Source organism: Rhodothermales bacterium (genome assembly GCA_017643395.1).
Lineage (GTDB): Bacteria > Bacteroidota > Rhodothermia > Rhodothermales > UBA10348 > JABDJZ01.
Genome location: JAEPNP010000001.1, coordinates 1530828 through 1547070, shown reverse-complemented (window position 1 = coordinate 1547070; position 16243 = coordinate 1530828). Strand labels below are relative to the sequence as shown.

22 protein-coding genes are annotated in these 16243 nt (G+C 63.8%); 16 read left to right on the top strand and 6 right to left on the bottom strand.

The window, feature by feature from the left end:
- Window positions 1-16 precede the first annotated feature (16 nt).
- Together JJ896_06260 and JJ896_06255 are read right to left on the bottom strand one after the other, a co-directional pair.
- Window positions 17-1015 (bottom strand): XdhC family protein, encoded by a 999-nt coding sequence (locus JJ896_06260; GenBank protein ID MBO6779237.1) that lies wholly within the window; start codon window positions 1013-1015, stop codon window positions 17-19.
- Window positions 1008-1523 (bottom strand): NTP transferase domain-containing protein, encoded by a 516-nt coding sequence (locus JJ896_06255; protein ID MBO6779236.1) that lies wholly within the window; start codon window positions 1521-1523, stop codon window positions 1008-1010. The genes JJ896_06260 and JJ896_06255 overlap by 8 nt, the downstream gene beginning before the upstream one ends.
- 167 nt (window positions 1524-1690) lie before the next feature.
- On the opposite strand from JJ896_06255, the gene JJ896_06250 reads away from it, so the two are divergent.
- On the top strand, window positions 1691-1978 hold the full coding sequence (locus JJ896_06250; GenBank protein ID MBO6779235.1) for an RNA-binding protein: 288 nt from the start codon (window positions 1691-1693) through the stop codon (window positions 1976-1978).
- Between the two features lie 123 nt (window positions 1979-2101).
- Complete coding sequence (locus JJ896_06245) at window positions 2102-2740, top strand: hypothetical protein (protein MBO6779234.1); 639 nt, start codon at window positions 2102-2104, stop codon at window positions 2738-2740.
- Here JJ896_06245 and JJ896_06240 read toward each other — a convergent pair.
- Window positions 2730-3695, bottom strand: a complete 966-nt coding sequence (locus JJ896_06240; protein MBO6779233.1) for a phosphotransferase — start codon at window positions 3693-3695, stop codon at window positions 2730-2732. The two genes, JJ896_06245 and JJ896_06240, sit on opposite strands and share 11 nt — an antisense overlap.
- A 55-nt stretch (window positions 3696-3750) precedes the next feature.
- Between JJ896_06240 and JJ896_06235 the strand changes: the two genes are divergently transcribed.
- The 6 genes from JJ896_06235 to JJ896_06210 all read left to right on the top strand — a co-directional run bounded on the left by JJ896_06235 (window position 3751) and on the right by JJ896_06210 (window position 6881).
- Entirely contained in the window at window positions 3751-4239 is a 489-nt protein-coding gene (locus JJ896_06235; protein MBO6779232.1) for a DinB family protein, read from the top strand.
- On the top strand, window positions 4232-4738 hold the full coding sequence (locus tag JJ896_06230; GenBank protein MBO6779231.1) for a hypothetical protein: 507 nt from the start codon (window positions 4232-4234) through the stop codon (window positions 4736-4738). Before JJ896_06235 ends, JJ896_06230 begins: the two co-directional genes overlap by 8 nt.
- Window positions 4738-5256, top strand: a complete 519-nt coding sequence (locus tag JJ896_06225; GenBank protein ID MBO6779230.1) for a DinB family protein — start codon at window positions 4738-4740, stop codon at window positions 5254-5256. Before JJ896_06230 ends, JJ896_06225 begins: the two co-directional genes overlap by 1 nt.
- Before the next feature lie 61 nt (window positions 5257-5317).
- Entirely contained in the window at window positions 5318-6094 is a 777-nt protein-coding gene (locus JJ896_06220) for a VOC family protein (GenBank protein ID MBO6779229.1), read from the top strand.
- Window positions 6091-6378, top strand: coding sequence for a hypothetical protein (locus JJ896_06215; GenBank protein MBO6779228.1), 288 nt, complete (start codon window positions 6091-6093; stop codon window positions 6376-6378). The genes JJ896_06220 and JJ896_06215 overlap by 4 nt, the downstream gene beginning before the upstream one ends.
- A 71-nt stretch (window positions 6379-6449) precedes the next feature.
- Window positions 6450-6881, top strand: coding sequence for a hypothetical protein (locus tag JJ896_06210; protein ID MBO6779227.1), 432 nt, complete (start codon window positions 6450-6452; stop codon window positions 6879-6881).
- A 49-nt stretch (window positions 6882-6930) separates the two neighbouring features.
- Here JJ896_06210 and JJ896_06205 read toward each other — a convergent pair whose 3' ends face one another.
- Window positions 6931-8484: a tetratricopeptide repeat protein gene (locus JJ896_06205; protein MBO6779226.1), complete on the bottom strand. Its 1554-nt coding sequence runs from the start codon at window positions 8482-8484 to the stop codon at window positions 6931-6933.
- 70 nt (window positions 8485-8554) lie between these two features.
- Entirely contained in the window at window positions 8555-9061 is a 507-nt protein-coding gene (locus JJ896_06200) for an FKBP-type peptidyl-prolyl cis-trans isomerase (protein MBO6779225.1), read from the bottom strand.
- A gap of 72 nt (window positions 9062-9133) precedes the next feature.
- On the opposite strand from JJ896_06200, the gene JJ896_06195 reads away from it, so the two are divergent.
- From JJ896_06195 to JJ896_06170, 6 genes are all read left to right on the top strand, one after another.
- A complete protein-coding gene (locus tag JJ896_06195; GenBank protein ID MBO6779224.1) occupies window positions 9134-9595 on the top strand; it encodes a DinB family protein in 462 nt (153 codons plus the stop codon).
- Window positions 9596-10243 (top strand): pyridoxamine 5'-phosphate oxidase family protein, encoded by a 648-nt coding sequence (locus JJ896_06190; protein MBO6779223.1) that lies wholly within the window; start codon window positions 9596-9598, stop codon window positions 10241-10243.
- Window positions 10240-10833 carry a DUF2911 domain-containing protein gene (locus JJ896_06185; protein ID MBO6779222.1) on the top strand — a complete coding sequence of 198 codons (594 nt, stop codon included), beginning with the start codon at window positions 10240-10242 and terminating at the stop codon, window positions 10831-10833. Before JJ896_06190 ends, JJ896_06185 begins: the two co-directional genes overlap by 4 nt.
- Window positions 10830-12254, top strand: a complete 1425-nt coding sequence (gene nhaC / locus JJ896_06180) for a Na+/H+ antiporter NhaC (protein MBO6779221.1) — start codon at window positions 10830-10832, stop codon at window positions 12252-12254. The genes JJ896_06185 and nhaC overlap by 4 nt, the downstream gene beginning before the upstream one ends.
- The gene (locus JJ896_06175) at window positions 12251-13414 is read left to right on the top strand and encodes an aminotransferase class I/II-fold pyridoxal phosphate-dependent enzyme (protein MBO6779220.1); all 1164 of its coding nucleotides are present in this window, start codon (window positions 12251-12253) and stop codon (window positions 13412-13414) included. The genes nhaC and JJ896_06175 overlap by 4 nt, the downstream gene beginning before the upstream one ends.
- A gap of 105 nt (window positions 13415-13519) precedes the next feature.
- Complete coding sequence (locus JJ896_06170) at window positions 13520-13930, top strand: hypothetical protein (GenBank protein ID MBO6779219.1); 411 nt, start codon at window positions 13520-13522, stop codon at window positions 13928-13930.
- A gap of 15 nt (window positions 13931-13945) precedes the next feature.
- On the opposite strand, the gene JJ896_06165 is transcribed toward JJ896_06170, so the two are convergent.
- Complete coding sequence (locus tag JJ896_06165) at window positions 13946-14887, bottom strand: calcium/sodium antiporter (protein MBO6779218.1); 942 nt, start codon at window positions 14885-14887, stop codon at window positions 13946-13948.
- A gap of 49 nt (window positions 14888-14936) precedes the next feature.
- On the opposite strand from JJ896_06165, the gene JJ896_06160 reads away from it, so the two are divergent.
- Window positions 14937-15722: a hypothetical protein gene (locus JJ896_06160; protein ID MBO6779217.1), complete on the top strand. Its 786-nt coding sequence runs from the start codon at window positions 14937-14939 to the stop codon at window positions 15720-15722.
- A complete protein-coding gene (locus JJ896_06155) occupies window positions 15719-16237 on the top strand; it encodes a Spy/CpxP family protein refolding chaperone (protein MBO6779216.1) in 519 nt (172 codons plus the stop codon). The genes JJ896_06160 and JJ896_06155 overlap by 4 nt, the downstream gene beginning before the upstream one ends.
- The last annotated feature ends 6 nt before the right edge of the window (window positions 16238-16243 follow it).

Genomic DNA, 16243 nt, shown 5'->3' with positions numbered 1-16243 from the left:
GGAGCCGGCAAACACGTCACGCGTGCAGGCCGTTCCGGCTGCCTGTCGCACCGTTCCGCACAGCAATCAGCTCCGCCAGGATCGAGGCCGCAATCTCCGCCGGATCCCGCGCGCCGATGGCCAAACCGACGGGCTGATGGATTCGGGCGATGAGGTCCTCGCTGAATCCAGCGGCGGCCAGCCGGGCATTGCGGGCCTCGCGGGTTTTGCGCCCGCCCAGCGCTCCGACGTAGGCCACATCTGCCTGCAGCAGGATCCTTAGCGCCGGGTCGTCGATGCGGGGGTCATGCGTGAGCAGGACGGCGAACGTATCGTCGTCGGGCTTCAACTCCTCAAGCACCTCCTGCGGCCAGGCTGTCAGGATTTGGGCCGGAGCCACGTCGAATCGCTCGGGGTCTGTAAACACGGCCCGAGGATCCACGATGAGCACCTCGAACCCGGCCCTGGAGGCCATCGCCGAGAGATGCACCGAAATGTCGGCGCCACCAAGGAGCAGCAGCCGTGCCGGCGCGCGGATCTCGTGCACGAATACACCGTCGAACAAACCGGTTTGTGCCGGGGTGGCAGGTGCGGTGTCCCAGCCCGCCACCACCTCGGTTGCCGCAGAAGTCACCGACTGCCCAGAGCCGTCAAGGGCTGTACGCACCCATACCCGTTCGCGCGATGCCAACCCCTGCATCCAGGCTCTCCCGACTTCCGAAACCGGATCGAACGGCTGCACCAGCACGGAAATCTGCCCGCCGCAGCTGAGTCCAACCTGCCAGGCGGTCTCTGCGGACACACCGAACGAGAGGAAGCGCATGCGGCCGTCCCTGAGGCATGCCTGAGCCTCCTGAATGACGGCACTCTCTATGCATCCTCCTGAAACGGATCCGGCCACCGCTCCCTCAGCGGACACCAGCAGAGCTGCCCCCGGGCGACGCGGAGCCGATCCCCAGGTCTCGACCACTCGGGCCAGGGCGAACGGCGTCTCCTGAAGGGACCAGCGACTCATGGTCGCAAACACGTCACGCATGTCGAAGCCGCCGGTAGTCGTCCGTGGTGTCGATGTCGGCGATGACCGAATCGTCAGTCCAGTTCAGCCAGATCACCTCCTTCAGCAGAATGCGTGCGGGTTCGCTGAGACGCTCGAGCTTCTCTCTGAACGCAGAGCCGAAGAACACCGGGTGGCCGGGAATCCCGTTGAAGCGCGGGCGAACGGCACAGTGCTCATCGCCCGATTCCATCACGTTGACGGCTGCCTCTGCGGTAATGAGCGGCATGTCCCCCGGCCAGACGAGAAACCCGCCCGCGTCCCGGTGTGCACGCCGTACGCCCTCGGCGATGCTCGCCTCCATGGGACCCTCGGGATTGAGCTCAGGACCCACCGTGATCACCTCCCTGGCACCGGCCCGCTCCGCCTCCGCCAGGACGGCTCCCAGCACCGTCGTATCGCCCCACGCCATCACCAATTTGTCTCTGGTTCCGAACCGTTCCGAGCGGCCCGCGGCGGGTACGATGATGCTGACCTTGTCCGGAGTCATGTTTTGAAAGGTGAGTATACGACCTCCTTTCGAGGGTGCGGAACAATGCACGAGTCTGTCGATTCGCGGCGCGTTGTTCAATCAGGCTCCCCCCTTTCGCCGTCACACAGGGTGAACGTCAGGGACTGGGGGCATGGCCCACCCATTCTGGGGGGCTCAGTTACTCAATGAAAAAGCTTTACGTGGGCAATCTGCCCTGGCGTACAACCGACGCCGATCTCGAGGACCTCTTCGCTTCCCATGGAACCGTGGAGTCCGCAGTTGTAATCACCGATCGTGAAACCGGTCGCTCCCGTGGCTTCGGCTTCGTGGAGATGGACGACAATGGCGCTACTGCCGCCATGGACGCCCTCGACGGACACGACCTGGGCGGCCGTCCGCTCCGCGTTAACGAAGCCAATGATCGTCCCCGTCGCCCGCAGGGTGGTGGTGGCGGTGGTGGCCGTCGCTGGTAACAGCGCCTTGCCGGGCACGTCCCGGCGCGGGTTAGTCCCGCAGAGTTCGCGCGAGGCCTCCGGGCCGGGTTCACCGCCCGGAGGCCGGCGCAACCCGCAAGACAGATTTCTCCCACCGAAGTCATGCTGCGTTTCGTCCCCCTTGTCCTGCTGTTGCTGCTGGCCGCCTGTTCAGGCGCTGCCGACGACCCCCAGACAGCCTTTGAGGACCTCGAGGACCGCCTGCTCCAGGCAGAAACCGTGGCGTTTGACTTCCAGGTGGTATCGGAGGGGGTCATTGAAGGCGACCTTTCAGGCGTGGTCACGCTCACCCAGGGCGGTGACGTCACCCTGGAAGCCGAAGGACACTTCATCGGTCGTCAGATTCAGATGACCATGGAAACCGATGCCGACTCGCTGCGCATGGCGACCAGCGAAATGTCGGACGCCGTGGCCCGCCCCGACGACACCTTTCGCGCCATGGTGCTCGGCTTCACGCGCATGGGCATCCTGCACAATCTCGCAGCGCTGACCACGGTGTCTCCGCCCGAGCATGCAGACGGCGGGATTGCAGAATGGGTCGAGGCCGTCCGATTCGAGACCGACGAGCAGGAAGAGGATGCCGGAATCACATTCGACATCCTGGTGGAAGGCCAGCGCACGTCCAGTGCAACCATGATCCTGGACGATGGACTCCCTGTTCGTCGACGCCAGGTGGTGGACTTTCCGGGCGGTGCCATGATCGTGCAGGAGCGCTACAGCGACTTCCGGATCACCCGGTAATCAACCGGGCGGACGTCTCCAGCAGGGAGACTTTCTCCTCCAGGCTGCGGTTCATGGGCAGTTGTGCCACGCCGATCAGCCGACGCATGATTTCGGTGCCGGCAAACGCATCGGTCAGCTCGTGGTCGAATGCACGGCCGTAATGCTCCAGCGCGCCCGAGGCATCCAGGCCAGCCATGATCAGATGCGCCTTGAAGACACCCAGATCAAATTCTGCGGGCCCAAAGAAGCCGAATTCGGGATCGATGATGCGGAGACCCTCCGCAGTGCGCAGCCAGCTTCCCGGGTAGTAGTCGCCGTGTAACAAGCGCGGACCATCGTCCAGATACCGCTCGCCCAGAGCGCTGACACGAGCCTGCACGACCGTGTCGTTCCGGAACGTCTCGGCTGCCTGCTGCAGCCCCGGCGTCACTGTGTTCAGATCCATGCCGTGAGCGCCGGTCATCGGCAGATCAAAGATGTGCGCGTGGTTCAGGGCACGCATCTCGCGGTTGCGCAATCGGTCTCGCAGCTCCGAAGAGTGATCGCTGTCGTGCAGGGCCGTCAGCCACGCCATCAGCGGTGCGGCCTCCAGCGGCGCGCCTGCATACACGTCTGTGCAGTCCGAGGCTTCCCCGAGATCGGCCATCACCGCTATGCGGTGTGCGCGATCAACCGCAATCAGCGCTGGCATGGCCTGTCGTACCACCGGCTCGCCGCCTACGGCCTCGTAGAACGCGACCTCAACAAGCAGCCGGTCCGGAGGAGCCGGGATGGACGGATACTTCTCGACGAATGGGCGACTCTGCTTGAGAATCAATGATCCCGACGGTCCATGCAGGCGCACGACCAGGTTCATGTTACCCTCACCCGCCTTCTCGACACGGGTAACCTCCTCCATCCATCCTGCCTGCTGCACGTAGGCGATAATGGAGTCAGGGTCCTCCAGGGAAAGGAGCGGGAAGTTGTCGGACATGGATCGGCGGAGATACTTTGGCCTCCACCAACGACCGGCCCTTCCCTGGGTGCCCATGCCTGACCCACGTCTTTCAGACCTGAAACGGTGGCTTGATCCGCCAAAGGGTGGACTGTGGCACGGCGGTCCGAGCGTATTTGGCGCGACGCGTGGAGTGCACGCCGCCCAGGCCGCATGGAGGCCCGCACCCGGTCGTCACAGCATCTGGGAGTTGGTCCTGCACCTCGCCTACTGGAAGTACGCAGTCCGTAACCGCATCCTTCAGGGCCCAAGAGGAAGATTTCCGCGCAAGCCCGCCGACTGGCCGGCTCAACCCGAGATCGTCGAGGACGGTGCGTGGAAGGCGGATGTCGCGCTGCTGAAGTCCGAGCACACCGCGCTGCTGGGCGTCGTTGAGGAATTCGACGCCGGCCGCCTGGACGACGTCTGGGGCGGCGCCGAGCACTGGACGTTCATGGACCTGTTGTCCGGCGTGGTACTACACGACACCTACCACGTAGGCCAGATCCAGCTCATCAAGAGACTGTACCGGGACCATGGCTGATTTGTCGATGCGGCCCCGGATCGAGGGACATGCCAGCGGATCCCTGGACAGCTTTCTGGGGGCGCTGAACCGAGGCCTCTCGGACTCATCGTCGTTTGTGGGCACCACCTACGAAAAGTCAGCCGTCATCAAGATCCGGGAGCAGGAGCGGCATTTCTGGTCCCCACAGCTCCATCTTTCCCTGGAGTCCGATGGCGACGAGGTCGAAATCCTTGGGCTGTTCAGCCCCCACCCGACAGTCTGGTCCGCCTTCATGGCGGCGTACATGGCGCTTGCGTTTCTGGGCATTATGGGCGTAACAATCGGCGCCTCCCAATACCTCCTGGGCAACCCTCCCTTTGCCCTCTGGGCCGGTCCGGCGGCCCTGCTTCTGGGGATGGCTGTGTACCTGGCGGCCCGCTTCGGCCGCAGCCTCGGATCCGACCAGATGCGCGCACAGCTCACGTTTCTTCGCGAGGCTACTGCATTCTCAACCGAACCCCTGTCTACTGATTCCTGATGCCAGACCGCCGCCCTTCGCCTGACGAATACGCCGACTACTACGCAGGCTACATCGGACGCGTGCCCGTGGGACCCATTGTCGAAACCCTGACCATCCAGCGGGAAACCCACTACCTATCTCTAAAGGAGATTCCGGAGTCGATGGCAGACTACCGGTACGCCCCTGGCAAATGGACGGTGACCGAACTGCTGGGGCATGTTGTCGACTCGGAGCGGGTGTTCGGGTTTCGCGCCCTGCACTTCGCCCGCGGCGCAGCCGGATCCATCCCTGGAATGGACCAGGACGAATTTGCTCAAGCAGCGCCCTACCGGAATCGCTCGCTCACCTCCATCATCGACGAGCTTTACATGCTTCGCGGAGCAAACCTCGAGCAATTCAGGGCCTTCGATGAGGCGATAATGAACCGGGACGGGATCGCGTCCGACTGCCGGTTTACCGTGCGCGCGTTGCTCTACATCATGGCCGGTCACGAGCGGCATCACATGGGAGTGCTGCGGGCGCGATACCTGGACTAGCCGGTTGCGCCCTGCATGCGCAGCGGCCAAATTGGACGGATCACGCCAACCCCCAGGAACCATGGATCCATTTCGCACCCACGGGGCCATTTCGTGGCCGGAACTGCATACGTCTGACGCCGCAGCGGCCGCCGACTTCTACAAGGCGATTTTCGGCTGGGAACTGGAAGCCATGGACATGGGCTATGGCATGTACCACGTCGGAAAGATCGGGGGCATACCCATGTCGGGCATGATGAAGGCCCCCATGGATGACGTGCCGCCGTGCTGGATCCTCTACATCACGGTCGATGATGTCGATGCGGTTGTATCCCGAGCCACGGAGCTGGGCGGCCAGAATTTCGTGCCGGCCATGGACGTTCCCGAGGTCGGTCGTTTTGCCGGTATTGCCGACCCCGGCGGTGCCATCATCTTCGTCATGAAGTGGGACCAGCTCGGTCCGGCCGTGGACTACACCCAGTCCTTCGTGACTCCTGGACAGTTCTCCTGGTTTCAGCTTCAGACGCCCGACGTGGAAGGGTCCATCTCGTTCTACACCCAACTCTTCGGGTGGAACACCGAGGTGAACAACATGGGCACGGGCCCCTACAACATCATCAAGATTGGCGATGTGGGGTTCGGCGGGGTCATCCCCCCAATGGACGAAGGCATCCCCGCTCACTGGGCGGCCTACGTCACAGTCGAAGACGCGGACGCCACGGCAGAGGCCGTCCAGGCCAACGGCGGCACGGTGGTCGCGGGACCGTTCGACGTCGAGACCGTTGGACGCATGGTCGCCATCCAGGACCCGCAGGGAGCCCATCTGCTCGCCATCGCTTACGTACCGATGCCCGAATGAAATCGAACAGCCGCCAGGTCTATTCCACCCACGCCCCACCATCCGCAGCCAGAGTGCGGGTGGGACGGGAAACCAAAGGCCGCCGAGGCAAGGGCGTCACGGTGGTGACCGGCGTGCCCCTCCGGGGGGACGCGCTGAAGGAGCTGGGCAAGAAACTCAAACAGACCTGCGGCTCCGGCGGCACCGTCAAAGACGGCGTCATTGAAATCCAGGGCGACCACCGTGACCGGGTCGTCCAGGCACTCGCTCCCTACGGCTGGGACGTCAAACGCTCCGGCGGCTGACCCCACAACTCTCGCTCCCTACGGCTGGGACGTCAAACGCTCCGGCGGCTGACCCCACAACACGCACCCCCATGTCCGACTCCCAGAACTATGCAAACCATCGGCGCTTTGTGCCGATGTATCACTACTTCCTGGCACTGCTGGTGCTGGCCACCGTGATCGGCTCCGTCGTCAATCTGATACGCGTGGATGGCGATGGACTCTACAGCGCCACGCTGATCCTGGCGCTTTCGGTCGGCCTGCTCCTGGCCGGCTTTTACGCACGGGTCTTCGCGCTCAAGGTCCAGGATCGCGTCATCCGCACGGAGGAGCGGCTGCGCCACCAGGAACTCACCGGAACGCCGCTGAACGGAAATCTGACCATGCGGCAGATCATCGGTCTGCGCTTTGCCTCAGATGAGGAATTCCCGGAACTGGCCGCAAGGGCCGCGGCCGAAGGCACGTCGGAAGACGATATCAAAAAGGCAATCAAGAGCTGGCGCGCAGACAACGAGCGCGCCTAGGACGGCGACATCCAGGAAGAGGGCTCCGCGGCCGGCGCTGGAGAGCCGCCTAGAACACCGCGCGCTGAATCCAGGTATCAGAGCGGGCCCAGGCAGACTCCAGTTGCTGCGCAACGACCGCTGCCTCTTCCATATTGCCCTGGGCTTCCAGTGCCTGGTGCAGGCCGAGCAGACTCCAGCCGTTTTTGGGATGATCCTCAAGGGCTGCCCGGAAGACCGCCTCGGCGTCCTCGGGCCTGTCGGCATCCAGCAGCACGTCACCAAGCCAGTGGCGGGCCGAGAAGTTCAGCGGCTCAGGCTCATCGTATCGCAGCGAGTCTTCCACGATCACCGCAGCCTCAAGCATCTCTATCGCCGCATCCAGATCTCCTTCGTGCCGGGCGATGCCGGCCTTCAGGATGCCGCCTGTGATACCGAGCAGGTCCGGCAACGGGTGCCCGCGAAATCCCGCGTCGGGATGCTCCCTGATGGCCCGATCCAACCGCTCTACGTATACCCGGGCGTTGTCGGGGTCACCCACCTTGAGGTGCGCATAGCCCCGAGCAAAGTCCCACAACCCGCGAAAGGTGGGGTTCTCCGGAGTATCGACCATCTCCAGAATCTCATCGAACCGTCCGAAGCGCAGCAGGGCCAGCGCTTCGTAGAACTGGCCGCCTGAAACGATCTTGGCGTAGTCCCTGCCGGCTTGCACCGCTACGGCACCCTGCCCGTCCATGGACGCGGCAAACAGCAGCATGTGCAGATTGTGGCTCGGATAGATGGCGAAGCCCTGGTTGTACGCGGCTTTCTGGTCCGAATGCCAGGCCTGAATGTTGCCGCGCACCGCGTCCCCCCATCGCCCGATCCTGTTGAAGGTGTGGGACGGCATGTGGTTGATGTGACTCGCTCCGGGAATGGCGTCCCCGAGATATTCCGCGCAGGCCTCCGCCTTGCCCGGCTCGGTGGTCGACTCGGTCGCGTGGATGTACAGATGACACGCTCCCGGGTGCGTGATGTCCGCCTCCAGCACGCGCTCCAGCACCTGGTGGATGTGAATGACGTCTGGATCGTCAATGGACCAGCGGCCCCGCCGCGGCTCCAGAAGCATCAGCGCTTCGCCATACAGCGTACCGGCGTCCAGGTCATCCGGGAAACGCGCCACGACGTCCGACATGGCGTTGGCAAAGAGGGTGTCCAGGCGAGCCCGATCATCCGAATCCCATTCCGGCGCGTACCGCACGGCCATGGCGTCGATCAGCGCACGCTCCACCGGCGCGGCGTTTTCCCGCAACATGAGGGCACGTTGCGCGGCCTCGTACGCCGGTTGATTGTCGCTTTCCCGCATGCGGCCGTTCAGGTATGGGCCGTAGGACCAGGAGACGGCCCACCAACAGGCCGCACACGTAGAGTCCCTCCGGGCGGCCTCCTCAAACGACGCAGGCGCCTCGTCCTTGGCGAAGGCGTACATCATCTGGATGCCCTGGTCGAACCACGCCTGCGCTTCGTGCGAATCAGTCTGGATCGGCCGGGAGAACTCTCCCAGGGCGGCATACATGATCTCCGCCTGCTGGGCGGACGCGTTCAGAACAAGTGCCGCCGAAGCGGCCAGCAGGATTCGTTTCATCGGGGGGCGAAGGTTTTCGGCCCCGAAGATAGTCGTGCGTGGGGGTGGTGCTCACCCCGTCCGCCGACGCCTACTCGAACTCGAACAGCTCGATCGTAAACACCAGGGCCTGGTTGGGCCCAATGGGTCCGCCCGGCGTTCCCATCTGACCGTAACCCAGCTCCGGCGGGATGTAGAATTTGTACTTGGCGCCTGGCGACATGAGTTGCACACCCTCGGTCCAGCCTGGAATCACCCGGCTGAGCGGGAAGGTGATGGTCTGGCCGCCGAACGAGGACTCGAACACCGTGCCGTCGGGCAGCGCGCCTTCGTAGTGCACCGTCACGATCGATGCAGCGTTCGGATTCTCGCCGCTTCCTTCGGTAATGACCTCGTACAGGAGCCCGGTTCCGGTCGCCTGGACATTGTCGGCGTCGGCCATTTCAGACATGAAGGCTGCGCTGGCAGCAAGATTCGCAGAGCTCAAGGTCGCTGGGGGCTGGGTTTCAGGCGCGTCGTCGGACTGAACGCCGGCTTCTTCCTTGCAGCCCGTCAGAACGAGTGCCGCAAGTACCATGGAGAAGAGGAAGCGAGTCATGCCGAATGCCGTTACGTTCCGGGAAAGAGCGCGCATATAACCCTGAGCAGCCGAAGGGTTGCACATTTACCCATGCTCAACCGGATTTTTGACCACAATCGCTGGGCAGACGAGCGCGTGCTGGCCGCCCTGCGTACCGCCGATCAGCCCCCCGAACGGGCGATGCGCTGGTTCGCCCATGTGATCGCCGCCGAAATCCTCTGGCTGGATCGCATTCAGGCCCGGCCGCAGTCCACCGCAGTCTGGCCCGAGCCGGATCTGGAGGCCATCGCCCAGACCATTCCGGAACTGCACGCACGATTTCGCGATGTCGTAGAAACCGACGATCTGCAACGCAGCGTCGCCTACACCAACTCCGCGGGCCGGCCGTTCCAGACATCTCTGCAGGATATTCTGTGCCACGTTGCCCTTCACGGCGCGTATCATCGAGGTCAGGTCTCTCTGCTGATGAGAGACAGCGGACTCGTACCCGAGCCCACCGACTACATCGCATTCGTGCGCGGCGCGCCCGCCGCGACCCACCCCCTGAGCTGAGTGAATCGACGCGACATTCCGGACCGAAGCCGCCTGCGACGCATCCCCGATCGCGCCTCGTACGATCGCGAAGATCTGCATGCCGTATTGGATGCTGCGCCCATCTGCCATGTCGCGTTCGAGGTTGACGGCCAGCCGTTCGTCATCCCGACCATCCACGCACGTCACGGAGATGAGATTGTCATCCATGGTGCGAAGGCCAGTCGTCTGATCAAACATGCTGCGACCGGCGCGCCGCTGGCCATCGCCGTCACCATGCTGGACGGCCTGGTGCTGGCCCGGTCTGTGTTTCACAGCTCGATGAACTACCGCTCGGCGGTCGTTTTCGGGACCGGCAGACTGGTGGAGGACGCTGAGGAGAAAATGGCATGCATGGAAGCGGTCAGCGAGCATTTGATGCCCGGTCGATGGGCGGATGCGCGAGGTCCAAGCGACAAGGAATTCAACGCCACCTCCATTGTGGCAGTCAGCATTGATGAGGCCACAGTCAAGGCGCGCACTGGACCTCCGGGCGACGATGAAGAGGACTATGCACTGCCCGTCTGGGCCGGTGTCGTAGAAACCCGCACCGCGTGGGGCCCCTTGACCGACGACCCCGGCCGTCACCGAGACGTGCCGGTACCCGACTATCTGAAGGGGTACGAATGAAGCGGGTCTTGCTCTTCGCAGCCCCCCTGTTGATTGTGGGGCTGCTGTATTTCGCGAGGGGGCCCTACTTCTTCCCCACTTCTACCGCGCTCGGGCCCTGCTTCAAGGACTGGACCAGCCCATCCAGCTACATGTCCCGGGCCAGTCCGCTGCGTTCAGTGGACATGGATCTGGGCGATGCGCAGGCCCGCCTTTGTTACGGTGCACCGTCCTCCAACGGTCGCCGATTGTTCGGGCAGGGGGGTGTGGTACCGGACGGCCTCCTGTGGCGCATGGGTGCCAACGAACCTACCCGACTGTTCGTGGACGGCCCGGTCACGCTGGGTTCCTTGCGACTTGAGCCGGGTCGGTACTCCCTGTATGCGCAGACGGGCCAGACCATGTGGCGCATCTTCGCTACACAGTCCACCCGGCACTGGGGCAACATGATATCATCCGGCGTGCGCGCGCAGGAGGTGGGCAGCTTTGAAGTGCCGCGGGTCCGCCTCGGCGGGCACGTCGAGGAACTCACCTTCAGCCATGCCGACGATACGCTGACCATGGCCTGGGGATTTACCCGCATCCACATGCCGCTGGCAGCCGCAGAATGAGTTCGCACGAGGAGTCGGTGCCCTTCTGGCAGGCGGCAACTCCAGTGGCCTTTCTGCTTCTGCTCATTGCGTACGGGCTCATGGCCCGGCCCCTCTTTCTGGATCAGCCTCCGTTTCCCCTCGAGCTGGTCTTTGTGGGTGCCGCTGCCTTTGCCGTTGCCCACCTGCGCTGGCTGGGGCATGCGTGGGCGGACATTCAGGCTTCCGTCGTTGCCAGGCTGGCCAAGGCCATGCCGGCGCTCTTCATCCTGTTCGCAATCGGCCTGCTGATCGCGGCGTGGATGGTGTCCGGCACCATTCCCATGCTGGTCTTCTACGGCATTGCGGTTATACAGCCGTCGGTCCTGTATCCGCTGGCCTTTCTCGTGCCGGTCGTCTTTTCCACGTTGACGGGCACGTCGTGGGGATCTGCGGGCACCATCGGCGTTGTGATCATGGGCGTGGGCCTGGCCGCGGAAGCCAATCCCGGTATCCTGGCCGGCGCCATCATCGGTGGTGCCTATTTCGGTGACAAGCTCTCTCCCCTGTCGGACACTACGAACATCGCTGCCCTCGGGGCGGATGTGGAGTTGTTCGAACACATCCGGTCCATGCTATGGACCACGGTGCCCTCTGCCGTGATTGCGCTGTCACTCTACATCGCGCTGGGACTGACCGATCCGCCGGGGTCCGGCGCTTCCACAGCGGATGCCGACGCCTTCACCGCCGCCCTGGGAGAGATGTTCACGTTCTCCCCGCTCCTCTTGCTGCCTCCTGCAGTGGTGCTTTGGGGCTCCATGAGACGCTATCCTACCATCCCGGTGCTCATCAGCTCGATCCTGGTGGCAACCCTCCTGGCGGTGCTGCTCCAGCCGTTCCCACTTGCTGATGTGCTGACCGCGCTCAACAGCGGCTTTTCGGCTGATATGGCTACGTGGATGGCCACCATACCCGATGGGGTCCGGGTCCTCGTGGAGCGCGGCGGCCTGTACTCGATGAGCGCCGCCATCTTCACGGCATTCCTGGTGTTCTTCTACATCGGCGCCATCGACCGCATCGATGCCATGCCTGTGGTGGTAAACCGCGTATTCCGCTTTGCCCGCACGCAGTCGGCGACTGTGCTCGCGGCTCTGGGTGCCACCGCCGTCACGAACGCAATGACCTCCAATCAGTACGCCACCAGCTTCATCGTGGGTGATGCCTTCGGCAAGCGGTTCGACGCGCTCGGCGTGCCGCGAAAGGTGTTGTCCCGATCGCTGGAGGACACCGGCACCATGCTGGAAAGCCTGGTGCCCTGGCACGCAACCGCGCTCTTTATGGTGGCCACGCTCGGCGTGCCGGTCGCCGACTACTGGCACTGGCAATTCCTGTCGCTGGTCAATTTCGTCGTGGCCCCTGTGCTGGCCATCACCGGAATCGGCTGTTACTACCGCCCCAAGTGAAACCAGACACGCTGCTCAACCAGGACCCTGTGCATCCGCACGGGGCTGCCGCGCCGCCGCTGCACCAGACGTCGACCTTCGGATTCGATAGCTGGGATGCGATTGATGCGGCGTTTGACGACCGCACGGGCACCGCCATCTACTCCCGGCAGATGAATCCCACGGTCAGCCTGGCCGAAGAAAAACTCGCGGCGCTGGCGGGCGCCGAGCGGGCGCGCCTGTTTGGAAGTGGGATGGCGGCCATTTCGGCGGCCATTCTTCACTGCCTCTCAGCCGGTGACCACATCATCACCCTAACGAACGTCTATGGTCCGGCCAGGTCGTTCATGAGCAGCTATCTGCCCGAAAAAACGGGCTGTCGCACCACCTTTGTGGGAGGCACGGTTGAGGATGTCCGTGAGGCCTGGACAGACCGCACCCGGCTGGTCTACCTGGAGTCGCCGTCGAGCGCCGTGTTCGGCCTCCAGGATATCGAGGCTGTGTCCGGGCTTGCCCATGAGCGCGGCGCCCGCGTCATCGTGGACAATACATGGGCCACGCCCGTCTTCCAGAAAACCCTGGCCCTGGGAGCAGACCTGGAGGTGCACAGTGCTTCCAAGTATCTGTGTGGACACAGCGACGTAGTGGCAGGTGCCGTGCTCGGATCCCGGGCGGACCTGGACGCGCTGGCCGTTCGCGAGGGCGAACTTCTCGGCGCCAAAATGGCCCCGTTTGAAGCATGGCTGATGCTTCGCAGTCTGCGCACGCTTCCCGCCCGCATGCGGCAACACCAGGAAAGCGCGTTCCGAGTCGCCGAGTACCTGGAACAGCACAGGGCCGTTCGGACCGTGCGTTACCCTGGGCTGCCCTCCTTCCCGCAGGCCGAACTGGCGGCTCGACAGATGTCCGGGTTCACTGCGCTGATGGGTTTCCAATTGGCTACGGATGACATCGCCCGGGTGAAGCGGTTCTTCGATGGGCTCCGCCTGTTCAACCGCGCCGTATCCTGGGGCGGCCACGACAGCCTGGTATACGCCCCCGCCATTTCCTACGCGAAGGAGCATGCGCCCGAGCGATTTGCGGAAATGGGCATCTCGGCGGGAGACATCCGCATTTCCGTCGGCCTGGAGGATGCGGAAGACTTGATTGCGGACCTTGAGCAAGCTCTGAGCCGCATCTGACCCATGCCCCGACTGACACAATCGTGGCCGGCTGTCTGCCCGCCTGCTCGCTTGAAACGGTCCGCCGGGATTAATCGTAGGGCCGACTGAACCTCTCGAAACCTTATGCCTCCTCCTCCCGACTCTGCCCTGCGTTTCCAGCCACTGGCCGTACTGCGGTCCATTCTGGCGATCATAGTCGGCTATGTGGTGTTCGCCGGGGGCCTGATGGGCGCCGTTCTCCTGGCGTGGGGTGGCCTGGTGGAAGGCCCCTCCGCCGCGCTGGTGCCGATCTCGATGGTCGGCATGCTCCTGTCGATTGTGCTCGGAGGGGCGGTTGCGGGCGTGCTTGCGGGCCGCAGACCCGGAGGACACGGCCTCGCGGTGGGCGCGATTGCCCTCATTGTGCTGGTTGTCGGCACATTTGCTTCCAACGCTCTGGAGCCGGACTGGTACCGCATTGTCGGTGCTGTAGTCTCGCTGCCGCTGGCTTACCTGGGCTCTGAGCTGGCCGGCAAGAAGGTGGGCGCGCGGTAGCAGGCGGCCCGGGCATCAAGCCCAGACCAGTATGAGATAGATCACGTACAGCGCCAGCAGAACCGCTCCCTCGGTGCGGATCAGGCGACGTCCCGTCCAGATCAGGGGGATGACCGCCACGGACAGGAGCACCATCGCTGCCAGATCCAGGCGGGAGATACCGGGTGCGGCGAGCGGACCGACCATGGCGGCGGTGCCAAGGATGCCCAACAGATTGAAAATGTTGGAGCCGATGATGTTGCCCACCGCAATGTCCGTCTGTTTCCGGATGGCGGCCACAATGGAGGCCGCCAGCTCCGGGAGACTGGTCCCGAGAGCAACCACAGTCAGGCCGATCGTAGCCTCCGACACGCCCAGCCCGCGGGCAAAGTCGCTCGCGCCGTCCACGAGCACCCGGGCACCGAGGACAAGGGCAGCGAAACCTGCCACCAGATAGAGCACGTCCTTGCCGACAGACGCCGAGCGGTCCGCGATCTCTTCGTCAAAAGGCGCCGCTTCCTCTGGCGCTGTGCGGCGCGCCATGCGCACGTTCCATGCGGTGTACACGCCGAGCGCAACGACGAGGCCGGCTCCAGCGCCGAAACTGACCCCGCCCATGAGAAGAATGCCCGCGACGCCCAGTGTCGCAAGGATCATCACCGGAGCGTCCAGCTTGAGCAGGGACAGGCTTACCGGGATGGGACAGATGAGTGCAGTTATCCCCAGAATCAGTCCGATATTGGCAATATTGGATCCGACCACGTTCCCCACCGCGATGTCGCCGACGCCCTGCAGCACGGCACTCACCGAGACCACCATCTCGGGCGCGCTGGTTCCGAACGCGACAACGGTGAGGCCGATCACGAGGGGAGTAAGTCCGAGGCGACGGGCCAGCGACGAGCTTCCGCGCACCAGGCCTTCGGCGCCGGAGACAAGCAGGACAAGCCCTGCCAGGATGAGGCCGAGATCGTTGATCATGTGCAACTGCGAGGGAAGGAGGTCGTAATTTCGGTCCACCACACGGACCATGAAAGAGCGCTCCTTTTCTCATCAGCAGGCTTCAGACCTGTTGGCTACCGCCGCCAAGCTGGAGGCAGCTTCCATCGAAACCAGCGAGTCCCGCTTGTCCCTCCAGGAGCTGAGGGAGGCGGCTGATGCGGCCGGCATAGACCCCAAGTGGGTGGACGCTGCGCTGGAAACCTCCAAGAGGCCGAAGCCGGCTGGAACCCACTGGGGTATTCCTCTTGGCGTGGAGCGCACCGTGGTGATTCCCGGGGAGGTCGATGAAGACCTCTGGGGTCGCATGGTGCAAACCATCCGTTCCCGCCTGAATCAGAAGGGCACCGTGGAGTCCATCGGTCGCACGCACCGCTGGAGTAACAACCAGCGCGAGGTGATTGTCGAGCCGGCGGGGGAGAACACGGTCATTCACGTGCGAAACGACTGGTCGGGCGCCGTCAAGGTCTTCTCCTGGATGAGCATCGGGTTCGCCGGTGGGGCCGGACTGTTCGGACTTCTGGGATACCTGCTCGAGCCCGAGGTCCTGATTACAGCAGGAATCTTCGCAACGGTAGCCCTGGTCTACTCGCTCGTTGCCTGGGTGGTGTATCCGGCGCAGAAGAAAACAGCGGAGCGCAAGGTGGATGCTCTGGCAGAGGAGTTAACGGACCTTGCAGTCGGGCCGACCCGTTCTCCCGCGGCGTACAGGGCCCCAGCCGAGCCCGCCGAGGAAGGCGCGGGCATTCTGACGGACACGGACGGCTTCTCGTCAGCCGAGGATTCAGAAACACGCAACCGGGTTCGCACGACATGAGATTGACAGTATTCGCACTCGGCCTCCTGCTGGTCACTCCCGCCGTAGCCCAGCACGACCACGGCGCGAGCCCGTATGTGGACCTGCAATCGCGCGCCATCAAGGCGCTGAGTGACCAGGAGATTGCCGATCTGGAGGCCGGAAACGGTATGGGCTTCGCGCTGCCCGCAGAACTGAACGGGTATCCCGGCCCCAAACACGTGCTGGAGATGGCGGAGACGCTGAGGCTCACGGATCCGCAACTGGAGCAGACCCAAGCGCTGTTCGAGCGTATGCAGACCGCGACTCAGGCCATGGGCAAACGCCTCATCGCCCTCGAAAGAGACCTGGATGCTGCCTTCGCCGGGCGTCAGATTGATGAGCAGCAACTGGTGGATCTCACCAGCGCGGCCGGAGCCCAGCGAGCCGCGATCCGGGCGGAACACCTTCGCGCCCACCTCGCGATGATGGACATACTCACGTCCGAACAGGTCCACCAGTACAGGATGGCGCGCGGCTACCACGGCGGCCACTGACCGCAA